This is a genomic window from Chryseobacterium sp. KBW03 (assembly GCF_003852415.1).
In the GTDB taxonomy this organism is placed as follows: domain Bacteria; phylum Bacteroidota; class Bacteroidia; order Flavobacteriales; family Weeksellaceae; genus Chryseobacterium; species Chryseobacterium viscerum.
In genome coordinates this window covers 47,089-65,447 of the sequence record NZ_QAJO01000018.1, presented here as the reverse complement: position 1 = coordinate 65,447, position 18,359 = coordinate 47,089, and the positions used below count along the sequence as shown (strand labels likewise).

15 protein-coding genes and 1 tRNA gene are annotated in these 18,359 nt (G+C 36.3%); 2 read left to right on the top strand and 14 right to left on the bottom strand.

All coding sequences use genetic code 11. The features are described 5' to 3' along the window. Window positions 1–558: 558 nt before the first annotated feature. Window positions 559–1,983 carry a tetratricopeptide repeat protein gene (locus DBR39_RS23755; RefSeq protein WP_124537143.1) on the bottom strand — a complete coding sequence of 475 codons (1,425 nt, stop codon included), beginning with the start codon at window positions 1,981–1,983 and terminating at the stop codon, window positions 559–561. A 119-nt stretch (window positions 1,984–2,102) separates the two neighbouring features. Next, the gene (locus tag DBR39_RS23750; RefSeq protein ID WP_124537142.1) at window positions 2,103–3,593 is read right to left on the bottom strand and encodes a tetratricopeptide repeat protein; all 1,491 of its coding nucleotides are present in this window, start codon (window positions 3,591–3,593) and stop codon (window positions 2,103–2,105) included. Window positions 3,594–4,023: 430 nt separating this feature from the next. Between DBR39_RS23750 and DBR39_RS23745 the strand changes: the two genes are divergently transcribed. Then, window positions 4,024–4,506 (top strand): GNAT family N-acetyltransferase, encoded by a 483-nt coding sequence (locus DBR39_RS23745; RefSeq protein ID WP_124537141.1) that lies wholly within the window; start codon window positions 4,024–4,026, stop codon window positions 4,504–4,506. Window positions 4,507–4,546: 40 nt separating this feature from the next. Here DBR39_RS23745 and DBR39_RS23740 read toward each other — a convergent pair whose 3' ends face one another. From DBR39_RS23740 to DBR39_RS23725, 4 genes are read right to left on the bottom strand one after another with little or no spacing between them, the layout of a single operon-like run. After that, entirely contained in the window at window positions 4,547–6,136 is a 1,590-nt protein-coding gene (locus tag DBR39_RS23740) for an MFS transporter (protein ID WP_124537140.1), read from the bottom strand. 2 nt (window positions 6,137–6,138) lie between these two features. Further along, window positions 6,139–7,185, bottom strand: coding sequence for an HlyD family secretion protein (locus DBR39_RS23735; RefSeq protein ID WP_124537139.1), 1,047 nt, complete (start codon window positions 7,183–7,185; stop codon window positions 6,139–6,141). A 10-nt stretch (window positions 7,186–7,195) separates the two neighbouring features. After that, window positions 7,196–8,530, bottom strand: a complete 1,335-nt coding sequence (locus DBR39_RS23730; protein WP_124537138.1) for a TolC family protein — start codon at window positions 8,528–8,530, stop codon at window positions 7,196–7,198. Continuing rightward, the gene (locus DBR39_RS23725; RefSeq protein ID WP_124537137.1) at window positions 8,517–8,774 is read right to left on the bottom strand and encodes a hypothetical protein; all 258 of its coding nucleotides are present in this window, start codon (window positions 8,772–8,774) and stop codon (window positions 8,517–8,519) included. Before DBR39_RS23725 ends, DBR39_RS23730 begins: the two co-directional genes overlap by 14 nt. A 92-nt stretch (window positions 8,775–8,866) precedes the next feature. Between DBR39_RS23725 and DBR39_RS23720 the strand changes: the two genes are divergently transcribed. Continuing rightward, complete coding sequence (locus tag DBR39_RS23720; protein ID WP_124537136.1) at window positions 8,867–9,655, top strand: helix-turn-helix domain-containing protein; 789 nt, start codon at window positions 8,867–8,869, stop codon at window positions 9,653–9,655. Between the two features lie 116 nt (window positions 9,656–9,771). Here the strand turns inward: DBR39_RS23720 and DBR39_RS23715 are convergent. From DBR39_RS23715 to DBR39_RS23680, 8 genes are all read right to left on the bottom strand, one after another. After that, window positions 9,772–9,847, bottom strand: a tRNA-Lys gene (locus DBR39_RS23715). Window positions 9,848–10,140: 293 nt separating this feature from the next. After that, window positions 10,141–10,842, bottom strand: coding sequence for a DAPG hydrolase family protein (locus DBR39_RS23710; RefSeq protein WP_185147254.1), 702 nt, complete (start codon window positions 10,840–10,842; stop codon window positions 10,141–10,143). A gap of 202 nt (window positions 10,843–11,044) precedes the next feature. Next, window positions 11,045–11,860 (bottom strand): helix-turn-helix domain-containing protein, encoded by an 816-nt coding sequence (locus DBR39_RS23705; protein ID WP_124537135.1) that lies wholly within the window; start codon window positions 11,858–11,860, stop codon window positions 11,045–11,047. 219 nt (window positions 11,861–12,079) lie between these two features. Then, on the bottom strand, window positions 12,080–12,340 hold the full coding sequence (locus tag DBR39_RS23700) for a SemiSWEET family transporter (protein WP_124537134.1): 261 nt from the start codon (window positions 12,338–12,340) through the stop codon (window positions 12,080–12,082). A gap of 82 nt (window positions 12,341–12,422) precedes the next feature. Further along, the gene (locus DBR39_RS23695; RefSeq protein WP_124537133.1) at window positions 12,423–13,826 is read right to left on the bottom strand and encodes an MFS transporter; all 1,404 of its coding nucleotides are present in this window, start codon (window positions 13,824–13,826) and stop codon (window positions 12,423–12,425) included. Between the two features lie 3 nt (window positions 13,827–13,829). Further along, window positions 13,830–14,468, bottom strand: a complete 639-nt coding sequence (locus tag DBR39_RS23690; RefSeq protein ID WP_124537132.1) for a uridine kinase — start codon at window positions 14,466–14,468, stop codon at window positions 13,830–13,832. Window positions 14,469–14,527: 59 nt separating this feature from the next. Continuing rightward, window positions 14,528–15,649, bottom strand: a complete 1,122-nt coding sequence (locus DBR39_RS23685) for an amylo-alpha-1,6-glucosidase (RefSeq protein ID WP_124537131.1) — start codon at window positions 15,647–15,649, stop codon at window positions 14,528–14,530. A gap of 65 nt (window positions 15,650–15,714) precedes the next feature. Next, window positions 15,715–18,132 (bottom strand): TonB-dependent receptor domain-containing protein, encoded by a 2,418-nt coding sequence (locus DBR39_RS23680; protein ID WP_124537130.1) that lies wholly within the window; start codon window positions 18,130–18,132, stop codon window positions 15,715–15,717. Window positions 18,133–18,359: the final 227 nt, after the last annotated feature.

The window sequence follows — 18,359 nt, the reverse complement described above, 5'->3', positions numbered from 1 at the left end:
ATCCAAATAGAAATTACTATAAAACAATCAAAACATATATTTCTATGAATATTTCACAAACAAAACTATCTAAAAAGCCATATATATTCAATTAATTAGAAAAAAACATGATACTACACAGATACAACACAAACGTAAAGTGTTAACTTACAACAAATTATAAAATCAGGTTATTTACTCAGAATAAAATCAGGAAAAGTGTTCCCTTAAAAATCTAATCTGAAATACGGGATAATAAGCTCATTCAAAACGGTGCAACATATTGCCCTACTGAGCAGAGATCTTAAGATGACTGATGAAAAGCGGCGTATTAATTCATCATTAGCCTGCATTTATATGAATTAACAAGCTCAATTCAACAAGAAACACAAACAACTGAATACCAATTTATTAAAATTAAAAATATGTAGTGTAGTACCTGTGTAGTAGAGTTTTTTTTCTCATTCCCATTAAAAATTTTGATATTTGCCCACAAGAGACCCACACAAAATCCGAGTGGTGAAAAGAGAATATTTCGAATACTGTCTGACCTGATGTGTCAGACAGTTTTTTTTTGAATTATTTCAGCGTATCAAAAAAAAGATAGATATCAGTTTCTCCCGGAATATTGAGTCTTTTTCTAATCCTGTATTTTTTCTGTTGGACGGTTCGGTGCTGAACCAGAGTATAACTTGCTATTTCCTTAGAGGTAAAATGAAGCTTCAGCATAGCGCAAAAAACCAGTTCAGAAATTTCAAGACCTGGATTGATTACTAAAAGCTGATCTATAAAACCTGGATAAACTTCTTTGAAGCGATTCAAAAATTCGGGATCATTATTTTTACCTAGTTCTATAATTTCTTCCTGCTTGTTATCATTCATCTGAATTTTCAGGTTTTCCGCTTCTATATCAAGAACTTTTTTTCTTTTTCCCAATGCACTGATAATTGTCCATGCATATATTCCCAATAGAGAAAGGGCAACAATAGACAAAAAAATAATCCTATATATATACTTTCTTTTATTATCCGTATCTTCTTGGGCATTGGTAATAAATGCCTCCATATCCTGATTAATTGTGGCCAGCAAAGAGGTATTGGTTTTAAAATAAGCATCGGTATACGCCTTCAGATAAAAGTATGCTTTTTCTTTATCTCCTGTACGTTCGTATAATATTCTGAGATCGTTATAAATATATTTACTGTAGTAGGCATAGATCCGTTTTGTTTTCTCACTGATTTTCAACGCCTTTTTAAGAGCTTCTTCTGCTTTGTCATATTGTTTATAGGTAATATAATATTCTCCCATAATCGTATTGGTATACAGAGATATCCCGTCTTCTTTACCATTTTTATTGGCCTTGTCATAAGCAAGAGTTATATATTTATAGGCTGAGTCCCTATTTTTATGCATATAGACATAATCACTCATAGCACATTCTGTAAGACCAGTATCATCTAACCTTTTTGCCTTATGAAAATAGTAAATGGCTTTTTCGTACTCTTTTTTTTCAATAAGATAAAGGGCTTGTCTTAAATATATACTGAAAAGAAGATCATTTTTGAGTTCTGATGTATCGCTTTTATGGATGAAGCTCATTGCTTCATTATTATACTGAAACGCTTTATCCAGCCTTCTGAGTTCTACATTGAAACGTCCGTAAACGTTATAAAATCTGGCTTTATGTATATTATCTTCCGAATGATCAAGGATTTCTTTTGCATTATCAAAAAGAATCTGGGCCTTCTGATAGTTTTCAAGTGAGATATTAAGCTCTGCCAGATTGATATAGCAAAGCGCCTTTCCGTCTGCATAATTTAGTTTATCAGCCTGTTTATAATATCTCTTATTAAGATTGATTAAAGAGTCATATTCTCCCGCAAGCCTGAACTTCTCGTTCTGCTTCAGCAAAGAAACATCAAATTTCTTTTCCTCCTCTTTATTAGAATGAGAATGGCACGAAACGATAGTAATAAGTAAAACAAAAAGAAAAATACGCATCATGTGATTCTCTATATAAGCTAAATTCTTGTACAAAATATAATTACTTCCAATGTGAGATCAACAATAAAATCTTTTCATAAAACAGAATCCTGCTCCTTTTATTGTGATTCATTTATTGATTACGCTAAATTTTCAAAAAAATCATAAATATCTGTTTCTCCAGAGATATTCAGTCTTTTCCTGATCCTGTATTTTTTCTGTTGGATAGACCTGTGCTGTACGAACGTATAATCTGCAATTTCTTTGGATGAAAAATTCAGTTTTAACATCGCACAGAATGCCAGTTCTGAATTTTCAAGATCTGGTTTGATCTCCAGAAGGGCTTTTATAAAATCAGGATATAGCTCTTTGAATTTTAACAAAAAAGAAGAATCATTCCGTTTGGCAAGCTCAATCACTTCTTCCAACTGCTTTGTCTGGACATTATTTTTCAGTTCATCTGTTTCTTCCTTTAGAGTATTTTTCTTCAATTTCAGAGCATTGATCATCTTTCGGACGTAGGCTCCCGAAACTGTAATAACCGTTATAGACAATGCAATGAACAATGGGAGATCATTCTTATGCCAGTCCGATTCCTGCTTCATTTCCATGATGAAATCTTCCGTAGCTTTATTCATCGCTGAAAATCGTTCTGCATCAAAGCGCTTTTCCTCTTCCATATATTTCTTCAGATAAAAATACGCCTTCCCTCCGTCATTTTTTTTCTTATACAATTCTGCAAGAGACTTATAGACCTCTTTTATGTGTGAAGAATAAGTACGTCTTGTTTTAATATTAATTTCCAGTGCTTTCTTAAGTGCTTTTTCAGCCTGCTCATTATTATTGACATCATTATAGTAATATCCCATCGTGTAATAGACCCAAAGAGATTCCACATCAGTTGTTTTCTGGCTCAGCATCTTTTCATCTGCCCGTGCAATATATATTCCTGCAGAATCCGGCTGATGGAAAAATAAATAGTACTGTGCAACCATACAATTGGTATATGCAGAATTTTCCAGCATATTCGCTTTTGTAAAGCATTTTAAAGAGGTTCCCAACCAACCTTTCAGGGCAAAGTAAATTCCTTTATTGACATACAGTCTTGGAAGAAGTTTATCGGTAAGCTTTGTTTTTTTTGCCTGTTTTAAATAGTAAAACGCTTTATTATTACATTCTATAGCCTTCTCATTTAATTTAAGATGAGAATAATATTGGCCGTAATCATCATAGAATGTTGCCTTATGAAAAGTGTTTTCAGAGTTTTCCAGATCTTTTTCAGCTTTGTTGAAAAAAAAGCGGGCTTTTTCATAATTTCCTGCAGAGACATTCACACCAGCCATATTCAGATAGCAAAGGCCTTTGCCTGCTTTGTACTTCATTTTACCGGCCTTTCTCAGATATTTTATGTTAAGCCTGATTAGCGCTTCATATTCACCGGATAACTGCAGCTCTGAACTTTGGGTTGATAAAGAAATGTCAAAATCTTCTCTTTCCTTATCCTGAGAATCACGGCTGCAGGAAATCATACATAGAAATAATCCCATGCAGATTGTATAGGCTAGTATTTTCTGTATGTTCTTTGACTGTATTTTATTATTCTTAAAAAGAATCAAATTAATTTTTCCCATCACCACCGCTTTTCCCTAAATCTACATACCTACCTATCCATATTTCATTGAAATATGTTGATAAAAATCTATTATTATGTATTGTTTTCCCCAATATGTGTTATAAATATACACAATTTATCATGCTTATTGTGAGATAAGCCTTTTATTTTACGTAAAAGGTAATATTCTAATAAAGCAACTTATTTTTCCCCTAAAACAGACATTTTCCAAGTTTCCAGAAAGTTTGTGTAGGATTTTCTGATTAAAAAAATGTCTGTTGTATTTATAATAAGACTATATGAAATGGAAATTGTTACAAATGCATCGGCTGGTTTTAAAATTTTAATAGAATTATTTAAATTCCATCACTTATATTAAAAAGAAGTTCAAAATAATCCACATATTTGCAGTGGAATACCAATGAAAATGACAAACAAGATCACCCATAATGAATATTAGCTATCGAAAACTTCTTCCTGAAGAAAGTACAAACTACCGAACCATCCGCCTGGAAAGCCTTGAAAAATTTCCTGAATCTTTTGGAGCAAACTATCAGGAAGCCCTGAATATTGAAAAATTCCGAATGGAAAGCGATATTGAAGATCAGATCCCAGAAAGATTTGTGTTTGGCGCTTTTACAGATCAGGAACTTATAGGGATCTGTACTTTTGTTAAAGATGAAAATAATACCGGGAATATTTACCAGATGTATGTAAAAAAAGAGTTTCAGGGAAGAAATATTGGTCAGGGATTGATTGAAGCTGTTATTCATGAAGCCTGTAAAAAGTTTAATGATATTGAAATCATTTTAGAAGTTACTCCTGGAAATAATAAAGCGTACAACTTGTACAAGAAAATAGGATTTCAGGAAATAGAGAACACACCAAGTGGAGATCAGAGCAGTAGCATAGTAATGAAATATGCTTTCTAACACTCCTCCTCCACCTTTTGTTTTATAGATTGTATGCTATCTAATAAGGAATAGTTCCCTTCCTTATCCTTAAAACAACCTTCTGAATCTGTGGTGAAATGAGAAGAATAACAATCACAATAACTATTCCCAAAAGCATAAGATCATAATAATCCCGAGTGGCACGAGCCCATATTTGTTGTCCTACCAACTTATTAAAATAAACTCCTGAAGCATCTTTTGCGGTATAGATATCACTGCCGGCATTGATATATTTGTTTTGAATATCCAGTAAGGTAACAGGCAATTGTGGGTTAGTTTCTGTTAATGTTTCTCGAACCTTCTCCCTCACTGCAGATTTGGAAAACAACTGAATTTCATTATTAAGAGCCAGGCTGGCCGTAAAACCTGTGAACCTCGCCAATATCCCCACAAGTGATGCATTCAATACAATATTAGGCGGTGCTGCCGAGCTGGTGAATGAAACAATGGGTACAAATAAAACTCCTGTTGCAGCACCATAGATAAACATAGGCAGAATGAAGTCAGTTGTTTCTCCCCGTACCGAAACAAAAAGTATCATATAACCATAATACAAAGCCATCAATCCAAAACCTACTATAATAATCCTGATCAGATTAAAGCCCATCAGGACAAATCGGGAGGTAACAAACATGCTTAGGATGGTTCCAACAATTACAGCACTCCATATTGGAATAGTACCAATTGGATCATTACCTAAAATGACTTCAAGATAACCATAAGCAAGTCCGGTACTTCCTTTGAAAATGTAAAAAATAAAAAGCAGCAGTAAGCCGATAACAAAATTCTTGACCTTGAAAATCTGTAAGTTAATCAATGGCCGCTTAAGCTTTGATTCTCTACTGACAAATAGCGCAAGGATGATTACACCGCTAAGGCTAAGAAAAACGATTAACGGACTTTCCAACCAACCCAATTGCCGACCGTAGATCAAGATGTATCCTATTATGAAAATAAAAGATGCATAAAAGAGATAACCCACCCAATCTACCTGATACAACGGTATTTTTTTCGTAAATCTCGCTTCGCCGTTCATCGTCAGCAGCACAACAAATGCCAGAATGATGAGCATGATAATAAACCCATAAAATATCCAGTTGAAATCATAAAAATAAAGCACTATACTGGAATAGATGGAGTAAAACGGAACGGAGATTTGTATACTTCCATACAGGAGGCTATACCCAATCACCCGGGCACGGGTAGATTCCAATCGTGGAAAAGTGAGCTGTAGGACGATGCCTGACATCAATGCACAGGTAATTCCCTGTACAAACTGGCAAATGAGAAAAAGTGTCCAATCTTTGGAATGAAAGCAGATGACAGAACATAGTGCATTAATGGCCAGCGCCGTCATCAGATATTTCCTTGGCGCAAAATACTTTACAATACGAAAATCCAAAGCCAAAAAAGCGACGCAAGATCCATAAATAATGATCATGGCATACTGTACATCGGTAGATTGTACCCCATAATAGCCCATTACCGCAACAGGACTGCTGTAAAACGCGAAAGCAAACAGACAGGCCATCAGAATGCCAAATATTACTGATCTTGCCATCCATTCGGATACCCATGGTTTGAAAACCGGAATTTTATGTGCCTGCATTATTACTCTTTTAAAACGTAAACATTAGCATTCATTCCTGCAGAGAGCTTACCTAATTTTTCGGGCTTATCGGTAAGCTTTATTCTGACGGGAATACGTTGGATAATTTTAACAAAATTACCGGTGGCATTGTCTGGTGGCAGCAATGAATAACGGGAACCGGTAGTCGGAGAAAGTGATTGGATAGCTCCATTGAATTTTTCGTTGGGAAAAGCATCTACTTCTACTGATACGGGCTGCCCTATCTTGAAACGACCAATCTGTGTTTCCTTGAAGTTCGCGATCACCCATTTTTCTTCAGTTTCGTTCACCAAAAATGCCAAGGTTTGGCCTGGCTGTATTAATTGCCCCTCCTGAACGGTCTTTTTACCAATTCTCCCGTCAAAAGGGGCGGTAATTACGGTATAGGTAATGTCTAGTTCCTGACGTTCCAGCAGCGCTTCCTTGATTTTTATTTCTGCTTCTATCGCATTATGCTGTGCCCGAAGATCATTGAGTTTGGATTCTGCAACCTGCAGGGAGGCTTTTGTCTGATCATAATCAGATTGTGTAATATCCAAAGATGTACTGACGTTCTCGAATTTTTGCTGTGTGGTAGATTCGTCAGCCAACAAATTTTTATAACGGCCGTATTCTCTTTGCTGCTGAATCAGTTTCGCTTTTGTCCCTGAGAGCTGTGCTTTTATGACGGCGATACTCTTGATCTGTGTTTCCTCATTAGCCGCCAAAATAGGCAATTTGGCATGCGAACTCCCCAGTTCTGCTGATGCAATATTTCTCTTCAGTCCATATTCGTCAACCGCAATCACCACAAGGGTATCTCCTTTTCGAACCTGCTGATTGTCTTTGTAATAAATTTTACTGATATACCCTCCTACTTTTGCATTTACAGGTGATAAATAGGCATCTACCTGTGCATCATTGGTTTGTTCATAACGGTATCCTTTTAGAAAATATAGGACTCCCCAAATGATGAGCGCTGTGAATAAGGCGATACCCAACCATTTGGTTAAGGTTATGACTATTTTATCGATTTTATTTTTGTTCATAATTTTTGTATTAAAGAATTCCTACGATTGCCAGTAATTGGATATGGCTGAGTTTTAAATTTGTCTGTGCGCTTGTCAGGTTAAATCTGGCCTCCAGCAGAGCATTTTCTGCTTCCAAAAGATCAGTCAAAAGTGATTCTTGATTGAGATAACTGTTTCTGATAACCCGGACGGTTTCGGTAGTTTTAGTGATATTCTTTTCTGCCGTTTCTACACTTTCCAAAGCCTGCTGCTGTTGCAAATAAGCTTCTTTTACCTGGATTGAAATTTCATCTTTTTTAATGCCTGCTTTTTCTTTTGCCTGATTATTTACAACCTGGGCACGAGCAATGGAATGTTTATTTTTGTATAAATTATCAATAGAAAACTGCACCTTGATTCCTGTCTGTCCAAACGCCCATAAATCATTCGAGTACGGATAAAATGAGATCTGCGGATAGGTATAATTGTAGTTGGAATACAAGGAAACCTTAGGGAATATCGCTGCTTTAATTTGCTTGATATTGAGCTCACTCCATTTGATATCGCTATCGACCATCTTATACGCGGGCGATTGCTGAAGCGCAATAGCTATGTAATCAGTGTAATCAGAATCGTTGATGGATTCCATTTCAAAACCACCCTGATAGTTGATCTTTACTTCTGCTTCATTATCGCGACCCATCAGAATGTTGAGACGCTGTGTGGTAACGTCGGTTTTCTTTTCAATATCTGAAAGACTTAATTCCAACTGTGACAACTTCACCGAGGTTCTTAGCACATCACTCTTGAGCACAATCCCATTTTTGTGTAAACTTTCGATGAGTGAAAGCTGTTTTTTCTCCGCCGTAATTTCAGCAGCAAGAAAATCACGGAAATTCAGAAACTTATACAGATCAAAATAAGCAACAGCAACATTGTATTTTATACTGTGCTTCTGCAGATCGGCTTCATATTGTTTGTGTGTCTCTTCGACCTGCTTCATCTTGATATTTCTCCTTTCTTTACCCCCGTTGAAGAGATTAAAATTGATGCTGTATCCTACTCCATAGCCATAGCCTTTTACAGGTACATCTTGTGGGGATGAGAATAATCCATTATCGTAAATGAGAAATTTGGAATTGAGTTTTGCGTCTCCATTTATTGAAAGTTCCGGCAGCAGACGGTCTTTGGCTTCAAGGACTTCTAAATTACTTTGCTGCAGGCTTAAATCCGATAGTTTTAGCTGACGGTTATTTGTTTCGGCGACTTTCCATATTTCTTCCAAACTTAATGCTTGGGTAGCTTTTGCATCCTGGGCATAGAGATATTGCGCAAATAAAAGCAGTAGGATTCCCAAAATTGGAATTGATTTATATCGTTTCATTGATTTTCTTTTTATACATTATTCTATGATCTCTTTTATTTAAAAACCACTTTTTTACAATCTTTTTTAATTCATCAAATACCATTGTTAAATCAATTATGGGTACGAAAGGATAAGAGTAAGCCAGCCAGTAGATATTAAGGGTGCTCATTTCTTCTGTTGAATGAGATAGTTCATGATCACAAAGTTTCTCTTGTACCAAAGGCTCAGTGTGTTTATTAGGGTTTATGATTTTCTGTTTCATAATGACTCTGTTATTATTTACATCACAAAATTATTCACCCTGGCAAATCATCTTTTTATATAATTAGCCTAATATTTGTTATATTTGGCCACATGGATACTCTTAAGCAGCTAATAAATAGTGTAGATCAGAATCCTGACTCTATCCTGGTGGTACGACAGCAAACCGAACAGCGTCTGCCTTCCCATCAACACGATAAAGCTCAGTTATTATTGGTTTTTGGAGGGATTGCTTACCTGCAGACAGACGAAAAGGATTTCTATATTCCTTCCCATCATTATATCTGGATCCCTAAAAACTATCCCCATAACCTGATGTTCAACACACAGGATCTGTACATCATCAACATTTATTTTCCGGGAGAAAGTTCTCATGATTTTTATAACGAGTTGGGCATTTATCCGGTGAGTAAGCTCTTAGCTGAAATGCTGTCTTTCAGCGAAAAATGGCAGGGTGATTATTTCAAAGGATCGTGGGAGTTTGAATTTTTAACAACATTGAAAAATGTACTTCCTAAAGAAAACCTGAAAAAATTTTCGATTCAGCTTCCTACTACTGACGATCAGCAGCTCCAGGCCATTGTTACCCAGCTTAGGAATCAGCTGAATGAAAATCTTACTTTAGAACACGTGGCCACGGAATGGGGCATGAGTGTAAGAAGCTTGACCCGTCTATTTCGGACAAAACTACACATTACCTTTATTCAGTATATAAAAATGCTGAGGATTATCCGGGCTATGGAACTGATTAAAGACAGTGATCTGAATATGACCGAAATTACCTATGAGATTGGCTACTCCAACATCGCTGCATTCAGTAATAATTTTTATCAATTGACCAACATGAGGCCTACTGAATTCAAGACAATGTCTAGCGTATAAAATACATTGCACGTCAGTTTTCATTGAATTTAGGTATTGAAACCTTTCATAAAAATGAGCGAATACTGATATAGTATATTGAACAAAAAAGCCTCAACTTTCGTTGAGGCTTTTTTTGGTGACCCGGCTGGGATTCGAACCCAGGACCCATACATTAAAAGTGTATTGCTCTACCAGCTGAGCTACCGAGTCGGCCACTTACTTTTTCAAGTAAATCCCTTTGTTTAAGGGACTGCAAAGATAGAAACTTTTTCTAAAATTCCAAATTTTTTCTCTGTATTTTCTCAGAAACTTTCATATTATTTTGAATAAACAGAAACCATTTGCGGTTGATATGAAATTCAATCCGAATTTCTCTATTCTTAAGTCATTGTGTATTAATTTAATTACCTCAGAAAACACAAAATGAAGATTCCTGTATCGTATTTTAAATAAATTAATGAAAATTTTACTTTTTGACCATGAGAAACTTTAATGCACAAGGATTACCAAAGAAGTGGGGCCTTATCTCCTTTTGTATTTTCTGCATAATAAAGAGAAGGAAGAACATGGGAGAGATAAGTAAATTCGGTGTAACAATGCTCCATCAATCCAAATCCAATTTCATCCGGCAACAGGTGATCACTGTCTGCAGCTAATGCTCCAAGGAAAAAGTGACTTCTCAGCACACATCCCTGTGGTGTATCTCTGGTAACATGTACCATATACCCATCAAGGGGATCACCATTAGTATCTTTTGGAGTGTTTTCCCCAAACCCTATTCTGGCATATATTACTGCACTCACCTCATCGTTGTCATACGCCTTTTTTAAAATATCAGGATTAAAAATTTCCGCAGGATCATGAAACTTAATGGCAGCCGGTACCGGTGGAATATTTCCCAATGACTCTGTAGCATGTATTGTAGCCCCGATGTAATTCTCATTTTTGATCCATTTGCTGTCCCATCCACTGTGTACCACATGATCATGCGGATGCCATAATTTCAGGTCTGCAGTTGTTTCAAAATAAGTAAACCACCAGTCCAGCATCTTTCCTTTGCAATTATGCATTACATTTCTCATTGCAATATGCAGCATTCCGTTTTCCAGTCTTTTGATACCGGCTTCCAGAGATATTGGTTTAGGTGATAAAAGAGCATTGATATCCTGAAACATTTGTTGTTCCGCTTCTTTTGTGAGTTCCATAATTCAGATATTTTTAGATTCATGTATTGATTCTTCAACCGTTAGGCTTTGAATCCTGACACAAAATTAAATCAGAGCTGTATAAGTTCTCTTGCATTATTTCCTAATCTAATGGTACAATTAGGAAATACAACAAAACATGAAGAATACGCTGAATTTATAAAAATCTACATTATGAAAAACTTGAAAAGACAGAATGATTTTACATCCCAATAGTCTGATTTTTAAAATCTTCAGGGGTCTGCCCTTTCCTGTTTTTATAAAATCTGGAAAAATAAGCAGGATCATCAAAACTCAGATGATATGCAATTTCTTTTATCGTGAATTCACTGGAAACCAGCATCCGATCTGCTTCCACAATAAGTCTTTCGTGCAGCAGCTGCGTAAGCGTTCGGTTCATTTTCTCTTTCAGAATCTGATTGATCCGTTTTTCACTGATTCCCATTTTTGAAGAATAAAAGTCCGCTTTTCGCTCTGTTTTGTAATGTTCATCCATCAGCATAATGAACTGATAAACCCTTTTCTGATTGACATCCTGATGTAAAAAATAATGCTGGTTGATGCGGATAAGATTTAATAAGAGAACTTTCAAAAGTGCTTTTAAAACCAGATAGGTTCCCATTGGATCATTATACTCTTTCTTTATCAATACGACCAGATGATTCAAGGTTTCTGCAGTATTACGGTCTATTGAAAAACCACTAAACTGCCCATGCATATTGAAAAGATTGAAGACATCCAATGCATATTCTTTGTCATCCTCTTCCAGATATTCTCTTTTAAAAGAGAGTATACAGCCTTTTTTATCTTCCAGATCTAATTGTGTAAAACGATATGGAGGAATGAGATAGATATAATTATTCCCTTCACTCCTATCGCTTTCATCTCCTGTATGATCTTTTATCCAGATCATTTCAAAAAAATGGGTCCGCTGAGAACTTTGAAAATAATAATCAGGACAATGAGGCAGCTCAAAAAAGATAAATTTTAATGGATCAATCTGGTGAATGAATTTCATATATCACACAATTTGCCTACAAAGATACCGTTATACAACATCTGAAACGATGATAAAGGATTAGATTTTCAGCCAGCAAATCAGGAATCAAGTTTTATGGTTACTTTCTTTACCTATCCGGTATGGAAAAGATAATTTTGAGAGTAAAAATTCTATGAATTTTCGAAATAAAAAAAGACATTCCGGGAAGATAAACAATCGAAGATATAAAAGACCGTTTTATAAGGCAGTCATAAAAGCAAATATTCCAAAAAATATACCTGGGGAATTGGCAACCACAATCGGCCAATCTCTTTTTGGCTTTTTAATAAATCCGTAGATAACCCAAAGACTACAGTTGATGGCAGCAACCAAAGGCTGGAACCAGTCTCCTTTATAACCATTTAAATTATGAGATATCTGTGGGATATAAGAAAAATACATAGCCATCGCTGTAACGGTAGCTACCCATCCTAATATTTGCATTAACTTTTCATTCATAATTATTTTAGTTAAGTAGCATCCAATAATTGAAATTATCATGCCAAGCAATCAAAGCTGGACAACAAATTTATCACACAAACTAATCTGCCGCCGGCCTATTCACCTTCATAAGGATTACTGAAAAAGATGCCAGTAGGAACAAAATTCCTGCAATTCTGATTGCATCAGCAGGATTACTGCCTAATATATATTTGTAAAAAGCTCCGAAAGTCAAGGTCTGTATCAGCATAGGAATAACGATCATCATATTAATCACCCCCATATAAACTCCCCTTTTGTTTGCTGGGATAGATGGAGATACCATAGAATAAGGAAGTCCCATCATGGCCGCCCATCCAATTCCAAAAAGGACCATTGGTAATAATATTATATATTCATTGGTGCAAAACGGTAATACCAATAATGATATTCCTGTTGCCAAAAGACAGAAGGCATATACATTTTTGGCAGAAAACTTCAGAGCGAATGGAATCAAAAGAAGTGCTGATATCATTGTAATGAAATTATAAAATCCATTCATCAGACCTGTCTGCCCAACAGCTTGTTCCACAAGATGAAGGATATTTCTGGCCCAGAGCAGATCATTCTGAGGCACTGAAAAGCCATTTTTCGACAGCTCAACAAACCGATTGGCTCTTTCTTCATCAATTTCGGAAACATGGTACAGGGTCTGCTTGATCATGGGTGTGGCAAACTGCCAGTAACAAAAGAGCGCATACCACTGAAATAAGTAGACCAGTGCCAACTGCCAGAGTATTTTCGGCATATTAATAATGGCCTTGAAAATATCGATAAATGGTGTAAATACTGTATCATTTTCTTTCTCAGCTTTTAGTTGAATAAGTTCTTCGTCTGTCGGGGGAATTTCCGGTGTTTTGTACACAGACCACACTACAGAAGCAACGGAACAGAAAGAACCTAAGAAAAATGAATAATAAACCCATGCGGGTATACCTCCTGATTCTGAACTGCCTCCAAAATATTTTTGAAAAATAAAAAGAGAAAGATTAGCCAGTGTGATTCCACCCCCTACAAACAGACTCTGCATCTGAAAACCATAGGTCTGCTGTTCTTCCGGGAGCTTATCTCCGATAAAAGCCCTGTAGGGTTCCATAGCCGTATTATTGGCTGCATCCAGGACCCATAGAAGCCCTACCGCCATCCAAATTGAAGAGCTGAATGGAAAAACAAACAATGCCAGACTACACAATATAGCTCCCAGCAAGAAGAAAGGCTTCCGGCGTCCCCATTTTACACTCCATGTTTTATCACTTATTGCTCCTATCAACGGCTGAATAAGCAATCCCGTAACCGGACCTGCCAGATTGAGGATTGGAAGCTGATCTGCATGAGCCCCCAAAAAAGAATACAGCGGATTCACAGCAGTCTGTTGCAATCCAAAGCTATACTGAATTCCAAAGAAACCAACATTCATATTCCATATCTGCCAAAAACTCAGTCTCGGTATTATTTTCTTATTCATAATTTATGACTTTACAATTTGATAGTTCTTATCAAGTATCATATTTGCCTTTTGTTTGAACTGAAGGATGATATGGTGTTCAATATCCAACACTTTTTCAACGAAATCACTTTGCTCATCCCGGTTCCTTTTCATTCGGTTTTCGTAAGTATCTTTATAATCACGGTCAATGAAAATACTGAAATCAAAGTCATCAATATTCAATATATAAGTTCCTTCAACTATAAGTACCTGAATATCATACACCCCCACAATCTCGTCATTGACAACATTATCCACATAATGAACAAGAGGTTTTGAAATAAAGGATTTTCCCTCTTTAAACTGCTCTATGTTTTCCTGAATCCTATCCAGATGAACTTCATGTATACCTACATTATCCAGGCTTTTCTGTCTGTTCTCATGATTGCTTTTCGGAGGAAGTCTAAAGTAATCATCCATCTGTATCACCAGACTCTTGATGCCATTTTTCTCCAAAATATTTTTAAGCGCAAAGGCCGTGATTGACTTTCCACTGCCGCTTTCACCGCAAATTCCTATAGCCCACTTTTGGGTATGATCAAACGTTTCCTTTATTATTTTGTAAATATTTTCAGCCGTATCCAAATGTTTCAGCTCCAAATTAATAACATCTCCAATCATCTTTTAATCCGTTTAAAAAAATAAATAACTTTTGTTGTAAATTGTCCTTGTTTTTATCATTATATCTTCATCAAAAGATAGCCTGAAGCCGAAAAACACAGGTGATTTGTTCCTGAAGGTATGAGCTGATCTGTAGAATAATATTCTCTGAAACTGGCCCCTTTCTCTGTGAGAAGCTTCTCATATTGATTGACAATTTTTAGAGATATTTCATGATAATTTCTTTTCTTCAATCCCAAACAAAGCCACCCAAGATATATAGGCCACGATCCACCGTTGTGGAAATGATAAGGTTGATTTTTGAAGTCATAACTATAATTGTTTTCCAGTAAATTCCAGTCGGTAGAATTTGGAAACACAATGGGATAAAAAACAGGCAGCATCCAATGCCCAAACTCCAGACTCAATTTTTCTAAAAAATGAGTGAAAGCATCTAAATCTAAATCAAAACCTAAAAGAACCGCTAAAGCATTTCCTGCAAGATCAAATCTTTCATCATAGCCATTGGCATTCAATGATGCCCATAAATAAGGCTTTTCATTTGCTTTTTGATATGCAGTCTCATGATATTTTGTTGCTTGAGAACTATTTTTCCTGAAATTATTTTCTATCAGTTTTTTTGTGGTTTCAGCGAGAGATTTTAAACTTTCATCCTCATATAATTCTGCTGCTCTTTCTAAAGCCCAATAACGGAGTACATTATCGTAGAGAACATATCCCGAAGTGATATATTCATCTGCCCAATTCCCTCCCAGCGGGCTGTATAGCAAACCTCTCTGATTGAATTCCCATGTTTTTAGACAAGAAAAAGCTTTATCTATTTTTTCTTTTAAAGTTTCTTTCAAATTTTCATCTCCAGAATACATAATATATTCACAAGCTCCTATGATCCACCAAATCGTGGCATCTGTTCTACCTACCAGTGTTCCGTAACTTGCCTTTTCACCATCAACATTTGAAGGAATCTGGCCATTTTCAGCCTGATGCTCTGCAAGTGTTTTTATTGATTTTTCCAAACCATCCACGATGTTTTTATTCTTAATTAAAACCCCTGTAATACCCGTCATCATAGAATCTCTGGACCAGACTCTTGCATAATTATCTTTTCTTTCAGAAGAGGCAAGAATACCTTGCTCGGAGATGGACTGCTGTATAATCTGTAAGGCTTGCTGTGTAAACATATATGATAGAATAAGTTTTTGTATGTAATGATAATAAATGTTTCTAATAAAGTTTTAGCACCCGCTTAGAAGTCAAACTTTACGCTTGCTCCAAAGGTTCTTCCCGGCAATGTTCTTGCTCTGACTATTCCATTGGTTCCCTGTAATGATCCCTCTTCTGCTTCTGTAATGGCAAGCGCATTGAATATATTGTTGGCATTGACATTCAGTGTCAAGTTACTCAACACTTTATACGAAATGTATGGATTTATAATTACATAACCCGGCATAATCAGCTTATTGCTATCCTGAGTAAACGCTTTTGTAGATCCTACAGCAAAGAAACCAAAACTCAACTTCTCTATATTCACATTCGGATTGAATGAATACATGAATTTTGGAGTTCTTCTCGGCATATTTCCTATGATAGTCGGATCAATTGCATTTTTAATTTCAGCGTGGGTATACGTAAGACCTGCCTTGATGTCAAAATTTTTATTGATTTTATAGAATCCATCGAACTCGATTCCCCATGACTGGTATTTATTTTCTGTTCTCAGCTGGGTAGTTGCTTCATAATTGGCCTCAATGGTTCTTGCATGGAAGAAAGTTGTATTCAGGAAATAATTAGCTCCCCTTACTTTATAACCGGCTTCAATCTGATTGAGTTTATTCACCTTTACAGCATCTAAAGCAGGATCATCATTGTTGGTATAATTGTATCCTGCAAAAAGGATTCTGTCGGCAGAAGCACTTCCTCCCTGGCTTACTCTGGCGAAGACTGCATGATGGGCATTAAGGGTATAGTTGGCACCCAATGAGTACCCAAAAATTCCATATTTGTAATCCACGGGAACAGTTCCATCTACTACCGCTACTGAAAGTTCAGGGGTTTCAAGAATTCCGTTTTGGTTTACATCAATGGCACGGGTTGTATTTTTTGTTCCGGAAAAGCTTCCCGATACATTTCCAAAATCATATCTTGCTCCAAAATCCAGGGTTAAATTTTCAATAGGATTGAGTTCAACCTGAGCATGGGGTGCAATCACCGAATATTTGGTATCATAATTTCTGTTGACACCTCCCCACTCCGGAACACCATAATGAAGAAGCCCATGATCTGTAATTTTGGTTCCTGTATTGCTTACAACATCCACCAGTCTGGCATTGTTATCAGAAACTTCCATCAGATAAGTATTCCAGTTCCATGATAGGTTGATATTTTGTCTGCTGTTGTAAACCCCGGCATTAAGTTTTGCTTTATTCCATTTTTTACTGATATTCAAATCACTGAAAAAGTTGTTGAGATTATTCAGTTTGGTATTGAACAAAACTGTTTTCATATATTTTGCATTACTGTCTACAGGCGTATTGGTTCCTGCGTATACTGCGCTTCCATATCCAGCAACAGATTCCAGAATTTCAGATTTGCTGCCTACGGAAGCTGGGAAAGGGGCTAAAAACTGACCGTCATTGGCTGCATACCTTGCTTTAGCATCTAACTTCCAACCAGATCCAAAATCATAATTAAATTCCAGTCCTACTGTCTTGGATACAGAATGCATCCCATCACGGATGTCGCTTTTAAGAATCTGCCCATTCCCTCCAAAAGTAAGATCATTTTTGAAGTTAGAAGATTGCAATGCCCCCGTTAAGATATTATAACTGCTGAGAGAAGTATAATCCGGATTGGTGTCTGAACCTGAAACGGCAATAGGCATCGGCATATAGGCAGCCGTCCGGTCATCAAGATATTTACCATAAATTCTGACACTTCCTTTTTCAAACTTCTTTAATAAAGACAATCGAAATTGCCCTCCATTATTAGAGGTATATCCTGTTTTTCTTGGACCGTCTCCTCCTCTGTAAAAACCACCTATTCCAATATAAAAATCTTTCCCCAAAGGAGTTCCATAATCAATATCCGTTCTGAAGTTTTTATAATTCAGACCGACCTGCTGCATAATGCTACCCCCTGCTTTTTCACCTGTTTTTGTAATAAAGTTGATAATACCAGCTGGCGAGTTGGATGCAAAAACGGATGCTGAACCTCCTCTCAGTGCCTCAACCCTGGATACAAAAGAATCAAATCTTGTAAACTGATCCTGTGTTCCAAATGCAATATCTCCAAACTGCATTACCGGAAGCCCATCTTCCTGGATCAGTAGATATCTTGATCCCCCGGCAGAAACAGGAACTCCCCTTACTGTAATATTCGAGTTCCCCTCACCTCCTGAAGATTCGGCACGGATCCCCGGAATCGTTCTAAAAATTTCGGCAGTTGTTCTCGGTGAAGCATTGATAATATCTGCCTGTTTTAAAGTTGAAATTGAAGTACTGGTCTTGATAGAAGATTTAGGATTAGAATTACCCGTAATGACTACTTCGTCTATCACCTTATCTTTGGCTGATAATGTATCATGAACGGTATTCTGAGAGAGCATAAAAGCTGCTATATTCATTGTCCCGAAAATCAGTAATTTCTTTATTACTTGTGATTCCATAGCATTTTTTAGATTTTTGTTATGTCTCAAAAGTATTTTTTTTAGGGTCTTAAAAAATGATTTTTAACGAGGTGTTAAGAGTATATTAATTTCAAACGTTTGCGCAAACGATTGCGGTGGATAACTTTATTTAAAATTAACTTTTCATTAACAAATTAACTGCATTTGTTTAACAAATATTAACAAAATAATATCGCGTAATTATTCTTATTTTCTCCCGATAATTA